Source organism: Amycolatopsis sp. NPDC051716 (assembly GCF_040681595.1).
Lineage (GTDB): Bacteria > Actinomycetota > Actinomycetes > Mycobacteriales > Pseudonocardiaceae > Amycolatopsis.
Map to the genome: position 1 here is coordinate 61,728 of NZ_JBFAZA010000048.1, position 6,316 is coordinate 68,043.

Sequence of the window (6,316 nt, forward strand, 5' to 3'; positions counted from 1 at the left end):
GGGTGGACCCCCACGTTGCGGTGCCCGCCCGGAGGGTTACCGGGAGGGACTGTGTGCGTTCACCGACCGTGTGCGATTCACTCCCGGGCACGGGTATGACGGCGGACACGCACGCAGCACCGAGACACTACTCGGTGCTGCGTGAGCCCGGCGTGCGAGGCCGTACCGACTTTCGTCGGGATTCCCCGCGCCCGCCCAGGAGTGCCGCGGAAGGCTACTTCTTGCCGTGCTCCAGCGGCGGCGCCACCTGCGCGGTGGTCTGCGGCTCGTCGGCCTTGACACCGGCGGACGACTCGATGATCGACGGCTCCTCGGCGGGGGCCTCGACCACGTCGTCGGCGGAGTCCTCGTCGGTCTCGACGACCGGCTCGACCTTCTCGCGGACCGCCAGGCGCAGCCAGGTGGTGACGACACCGGGGGCGATCTCGATGTCGATCGTGTTGTCGCCCGAAGTGTCGGCGACGGTGCCGTACAGACCGGACGTGGTCATCACGCGGTCACCGGGCGCCAGGCTGCTCTGCAGGTCCTGCTGCGCGGCCTGCTGCTTCTTCTGCTTGCGGGTGCTCATCACCAGCGGCACGGCGAGGACGAGCACGAGCAGCAGGGGCAGCAATAGCTGTTGCATGATTCTCCGTTCGACGGACACCCGGGCCCAGCCGAAATGTCCGGTTTTTGGGTATGTGCTCCTGTCGAGTGTGCCAGGTACCAGCGCGGACGCCAGCACCCACCCGCCGGTACCGGCCGCCTGGCCTGTTCGAACTCAGTCCTGCCCGAACAGCGACGGCCCGCCCGGGTCCGGGCGCCCCGGGAGGTCCGCGGGCGGCACCATGCCGAGGTGTTCCCACGCGGTCGCGGTCGCGACGCGGCCACGCGGGGTGCGGGCGAGCATACCGGCGCGCACGAGGTAGGGCTCGCAGACCTCTTCCACCGTGGTCGCCTCCTCCCCCACGGCCACCGCCAGCGTCGAGATGCCCACCGGCCCGCCGCCGAAGGACCTGGTCAGCGCGGTGAGCACGGCCCGGTCGAGCCGGTCGAGCCCCAGCTCGTCGACGTCGTAGACGGCCAGCGCGGCGCGGGCGACGTCGCGGGTCACCTTGCCGTCGGCGCGGACCTCGGCGTAGTCGCGGACGCGCCGCAGCAGCCGGTTCGCGATCCGGGGCGTGCCCCGCGAACGGCCGGCGATCTCGGCGCAGCCGTCGCGGTCGATCGGGATGTCGAGGATCGTCGCGGCGCGGCGGACGACCAGCTCCAGCTCGGCGTCGGTGTAGAACTCCATCTGGCCGGTGAAGCCGAACCGGTCGCGCAGCGGGCCGGTCAGCGAGCCGGACCGGGTGGTCGCGCCGACCAGCGTGAACGGGGCGATTTCCAGCGGGATGCTGGTGGCGCCCGGGCCCTTGCCGACGACGACGTCGACGCGGAAGTCCTCCATCGCGAGGTAGAGCATCTCCTCGGCGGGGCGGGCGATCCGGTGGATCTCGTCGATGAACAGGACGTCGCCGGGCGCGAGGTTGGACAGCATCGCGGCGAGGTCGCCGGCCCGCTCGAGGGCTGGGCCGGAGGTGATCCGGATGGCCGCGCCCAGCTCGGCCGCGACGATCATCGCCATCGACGTCTTGCCCAGCCCGGGTGGCCCGGACAGCAGGACGTGGTCGGGCGGCACGCCGCGGCGGCGCGCGCTCTCCAGCACCAGCTCGAGCTGCTCGCGCACGCGCGGCTGGCCGACGAACTCGTCGAGCTTGCGCGGCCGCAGCGTGCCCTCGACGTTCTCTTCGCCGGTCTGGGCCCACGCCGAGAGGGCTTCCTCTTCCTCCACGGCTTCATACTCCATGCCCGCGCCTACCGCTTGCGGCCGAGGGTGGCCAGTGCGGCGCGCAGCACGCCGGCCGTCGTGTGGCCGTCACCGTCGGCGAGGACCTTGTCGACGGCCTGCTCGGCCTGCTTGGCCGGGAACCCGAGCCCGGCCAGCGCCTCGACGACCTCGGCCCGCAGGGCACCGGGGGCGGTGACGGCGGGCGCGTCGCCGGGGCCGGCGAGCGCGGTGACCTTGTCGCGCAGTTCGAGGGTGAGCCGTTCGGCGCCCTTGCGGCCGATGCCGGGCACCGAGGTGAGCACGGTGATGTTGCCTTCGACCAGCGCGGCCCGCAGCTTGCCGGGGTCGAGCACGGCGAGGGTGGCCAGCGCGAGCCGCGGCCCGATCCCGGACACCGTCTGCAGCAGGCCGAACAGCTCGCGCGCGTCGGCGTCGGCGAAGCCGAACAACGTCAGCGAGTCCTCGCGGACGATCAGCGCGGTGTGCAACCGGGCCTCTTCGCCGCGGCGCAGGGTCGCCAGCGTCGCCGGGGTGGCCTGCACGGCGAAGCCGACCCCGCCGACCTCGACCACGACGTGGTCGAGGCCGACCGACAGGACTTCTCCGCGTACCGACGAGATCATCGTGCTGCTCCTGGGTTCTTGGCTTGCTTCGCCGCCGCGGCGAGGCGGGCTTTGTGCGTGCGGGCCATCTCGGCCGCGCGGGCCTCGGCCTCGGCGAGCCGGGCCCGCATCGGCTCCCGCCAGAGGTGGCAGATGGCCAGCGCGAGGGCGTCCGCGGCGTCGGCCGGGTGCGGGGCGACCTCGAGGTTGAGCAGGCGCATCACCATGGCGGTCACCTGCGCCTTGTCGGCCCGGCCGGACCCGCTGACGGCCGCCTTGACCTCGCTCGGGGTGTGGAAGACGACCGGCAGGCCCCGGCGGGCGGCGGCGAGCGCGACCACGCCACCGGCCTGGGCGGTCCCCATCGCGGTGCGGACGTTGTGCTGGGCGAAGACGCGCTCGACGGCCACGGCCTGCGGCTTGTACTTGTCCAGCCACCGCTCGACCTCGTCGGAGATGCCGAGCAGGCGGTGCGCCAGGTCGGCGTCCGCCGGCGTCCGCACGACGTCGACCGCGACGCAGCGGACAGCCCGGCCCTTGCCGCCGTCGACCACCCCCAGGCCGCACCTGGTCAGACCGGGGTCGACCCCGAGCACGCGCACCAGTATTTCCCTCCCGCCGCGAACACCAGTTCGAGCTTGCAGGCTACTGGGCGCGTCTGCGGCAGGATGGGTGACATGCCGGAGCCATCCGATTTCGTCACCCACCTGGGCCTCCAGCCGCTGCCCGTCGAAGGCGGGCGGTGGGCGCAGAGCTGGCGGTCGGAGACCGGCTCGGCGATCTACTACCTGCTCGTCGCGCCCGAGGCCTCCGCCCCGCACCGCCTGGACCGGGTCGAGGTCTACGCCCACCACGCCGGCGCGCCCGCGGCCATGCTGCTGCTGCACCCGGACGGCTCGGTCGAGCGGCCGGTGCTGGGGACCGACGTCGCCACCGGGGAACGCCCGCAGGTCGTGGTGCCCGCCGGGACGTGGCAGGCCACTGTCACGTGCGGCGCGTGGAGCCTGCTGGGCACGGTCGTGGTGCCGCCCTACACCGACGGCTGCGTGGAGTTCGCGGCCGCGGCCGAGCTGGCGCTGCGGTATCCGGAAGCGGCCGCCGACCTGCGGAAGTTCTAGGGGCCGTCGACGCCGGGGGTCCAGCTTTCCGGGGCGCCGCTCTCGGTCAGCACCAGCTGCCACCGCGCGAACCCCTCGGGCGCGTCCGGGTGCCAGGGGAACTTGCCCTCCGGCGTCGCGACGATCAGCTGCAGCGCCGGGAAGTCGCCGTCCGGGTAGATGAGGAACGCCGTGCCGAAGTACTCGGGGTAGTGCCCCTTGTCGACGCGCTCGAGGACCACCGGGACGCCGTCGAAGAAGTCGTCGTAGCGCCGGCCGACCTCGAAGATCTCGCCGTTGGCGGCCCGGTCGACGTAGGCGTCGAGCAGCACCTGCCCCATCTGGCCGGGCAGCCCGACCACGACGGCCTCCGGCACGTTGTGCAGCGCCCACGCGCACGCGGTGAAGCTGTAGCCGGCACCCTCGTCGTCGGCGGCGACGTTGATGACGGCGTTGCCGCGCTCCTTCGCCTGCCCCTCGATCCATTCGATGAGGCGCAGTTCTTCCGCGGACAGTTCGGCGGTGATGTCGGCGGGAGCGGCGGGGGTCGTCGAGGTCACGGCGCACATTCTGCCTGACGAGCCCGCCGGAGCCCAGTGCCCGGGCCGGAAAGTTTCCGGCCCGGGCACGAAAGCGGTGCGGTGTAAGGGAAAACTCAGCCGACTTCGGCGAGCACCTCGTCGGAAACATGGAATGCTACGCAGTGCGTAGACGTTCTGGACGTCGTCACCCGACTTCGGCAAGCACCTCGTCCGAGACGTGGAATGCTACGCAGTGCGTAGACGTTCTGGACGTCGTCACCCGACTTCGGCAAGCACCTCGTCCGAGACGTCGAAGTTCGCGTAGACGTTCTGGACGTCGTCACAATCTTCGAGGGCGTCGATCAGCTTGAAGACCTTCTTCGCGCCGTCGACGTCGAGGGGGACGTTCACCGTCGGGAGGAAGGTGAGCTCCGCCGACTCGTACTCGAACCCGGCCTCCTGGAGCGCCTTGCGCACCGGCACCAGGTCGCCGCCCTCGCAGACGATCTCGAAGCTCTCGTCGAGGTCGTTGACCTCTTCGGCACCGGCGTCGAGCACCGCCATCAGGACGTCGTCCTCGGTGGCGTCGCCCTTCGGCATGATCACCACGCCCTTGCGGTTGAACATGTACGCGACCGACCCCGGGTCGGCGAGGGAGCCGTTGTTGCGCGTGAGCGCGGTGCGGACCTCCATCGCGGCGCGGTTCTTGTTGTCGGTGAGGCACTCGATCAGCACCGCCACGCCGTTGGGGCCGTAGCCCTCGTACGTGATGTCCTGCCAGTCGGCGCCACCGGCCTCTTCACCGGCGCCGCGCTTGCGGGCGCGCTCGATGTTGTCCTGCGGGACCGAGTTCTTCTTCGCCTTCTGGATGGCGTCGTAGAGCGTGGGGTTGCCATCCGGGTCGCCACCACCGGTGCCGGTCCGCGCGGCCACCTCGATGTTCTTGATCAACCGCGCGAAGAGCTTGCCGCGCTTCGCGTCGAGGTTGGCCTTCTTGTGCTTCGTGGTGGCCCACTTGGAGTGGCCGCTCATCTCTCCTCCATCTGTTCCGTACCCCGGCCGGGCACCGCGTCTCAGCCGGCCTTTCGCACAAGGTCGACGAACAGCCGGTGCACCCGCACGTCGGGCGTGAGTTCCGGGTGGAACGCGGTCGCCAGCACCGCCCCTTGCCGGACCGCGACGATCCTAGCGGTCTCCTCGTCCACGCCGGGCACGCCGCTGACCGTGGCCAGCACCTCGACGCCGTCCCCGGCCTTCTCGACCCAGGGCGCGCGGATGAACACGGCGTGCACGGGCCCGCCGCCGACCTCGGCGAAGTCGAGGTCCGCCTCGAACGAGTCGACCTGCCTGCCGAAGGCGTTGCGCCGGACGACGACGTCCAGGCCGCCGAGCTGCTGCTGGTCGGGCCGCCCGTCGAGGGTCTGCCGCGCGAGGAGGATCATCCCGGCGCACGACCCGAAGGCGGGCAGCCCCTCGGCGATCCGCGCTTTGAGGGGTTCCAGCAGCTCGAAGCTCTCCAGCAGCCGCGACATGGTGGTGGACTCGCCACCGGGCAGCACCAAACCGTCCACTTCGGACAGCTCACCGGCCCGCCGGACCGGCACGGCCCGCGCGCCCGCTTCGGCCAACATCGCGACGTGCTCGCGCACGGCACCCTGCATGGCGAGCACACCGATGACCGGCTCCGACGACACCCGACCTCCCGAAAGACCTTCCCACCAGCCTAGACGCACCGGCTCGGCGGCTTACCGGCAGGTCAGAACCGCCTCCCGCCCGCATTCACCGGCACCCGGCCCGAACGGGCCATCACCGCGTCCGGAGCGGCATCACCCGTGACCGAGCAGGCATCACCCGTGATTGAGCGGGCATCACCCGTGATTGGACAGGCATCACCCGTGATTGAGCGGGCATCACCCGTGATTGGACAGGCATCACCCGTGATCGGGCGGGCATCACCCGTGATCGGACAGGCATCACCCGTGATCGGGCGGCCATCACCCGTGATCGGACAGGCATCACCCGTGATCGGGCGGGCATCACCCGTGATCGGACAGGCATCACCCGTGATCGGGCGGCCATCACCCGTGATCGGACAGGCATCACCCGTGATCGGGCGGCCATCACCCGTGATCGGACAGGCATCACCCGTGATTAGGCGGTCATCACCTGTGATGCCCCTTGGCTCACGCATGTGGAGTTGCCCCGTGGAGCCGGACACCTTGATTCCAGACAGTGGTCTGGAGGGAGGATGTCCTGGTGTCTCGCAGGTCGAAGTATCCGGAGCAG

General features: G+C 71.1%; 8 protein-coding genes. 1 reads left to right on the top strand and 7 read right to left on the bottom strand.

Annotation, left to right across the window (positions count from 1 at the left end):
* Positions 1-214 precede the first annotated feature (214 nt).
* From yajC to ruvC, 4 genes are all read right to left on the bottom strand, one after another.
* Positions 215-625: a preprotein translocase subunit YajC gene (gene yajC, locus AB0M30_RS42330; protein ID WP_364596697.1), complete on the bottom strand. Its 411-nt coding sequence runs from the start codon at positions 623-625 to the stop codon at positions 215-217.
* A 135-nt stretch (positions 626-760) separates the two neighbouring features.
* Positions 761-1,828, bottom strand: a complete 1,068-nt coding sequence (ruvB, locus tag AB0M30_RS42335) for a Holliday junction branch migration DNA helicase RuvB (protein ID WP_199191559.1) — start codon at positions 1,826-1,828, stop codon at positions 761-763.
* A gap of 8 nt (positions 1,829-1,836) precedes the next feature.
* A complete protein-coding gene (ruvA, locus tag AB0M30_RS42340) occupies positions 1,837-2,433 on the bottom strand; it encodes a Holliday junction branch migration protein RuvA (RefSeq protein ID WP_364596700.1) in 597 nt (198 codons plus the stop codon).
* Complete coding sequence (ruvC, locus tag AB0M30_RS42345) at positions 2,430-3,014, bottom strand: crossover junction endodeoxyribonuclease RuvC (RefSeq protein WP_364596703.1); 585 nt, start codon at positions 3,012-3,014, stop codon at positions 2,430-2,432. Before ruvC ends, ruvA begins: the two co-directional genes overlap by 4 nt.
* Before the next feature lie 75 nt (positions 3,015-3,089).
* On the opposite strand from ruvC, the gene AB0M30_RS42350 reads away from it, so the two are divergent.
* Entirely contained in the window at positions 3,090-3,530 is a 441-nt protein-coding gene (locus AB0M30_RS42350) for a cupin domain-containing protein (protein WP_364596706.1), read from the top strand.
* On the opposite strand, the gene AB0M30_RS42355 is transcribed toward AB0M30_RS42350, so the two are convergent.
* From AB0M30_RS42355 to pdxT, 3 genes are all read right to left on the bottom strand, one after another.
* The gene (locus tag AB0M30_RS42355; RefSeq protein WP_364596709.1) at positions 3,527-4,078 is read right to left on the bottom strand and encodes a DUF4262 domain-containing protein; all 552 of its coding nucleotides are present in this window, start codon (positions 4,076-4,078) and stop codon (positions 3,527-3,529) included. The two genes, AB0M30_RS42350 and AB0M30_RS42355, sit on opposite strands and share 4 nt — an antisense overlap.
* A 228-nt stretch (positions 4,079-4,306) precedes the next feature.
* On the bottom strand, positions 4,307-5,062 hold the full coding sequence (locus AB0M30_RS42360; RefSeq protein ID WP_013227126.1) for a YebC/PmpR family DNA-binding transcriptional regulator: 756 nt from the start codon (positions 5,060-5,062) through the stop codon (positions 4,307-4,309).
* Positions 5,063-5,103: 41 nt separating this feature from the next.
* A complete protein-coding gene (pdxT, locus tag AB0M30_RS42365) occupies positions 5,104-5,724 on the bottom strand; it encodes a pyridoxal 5'-phosphate synthase glutaminase subunit PdxT (RefSeq protein ID WP_364596712.1) in 621 nt (206 codons plus the stop codon).
* Positions 5,725-6,316 lie beyond the last annotated feature (592 nt).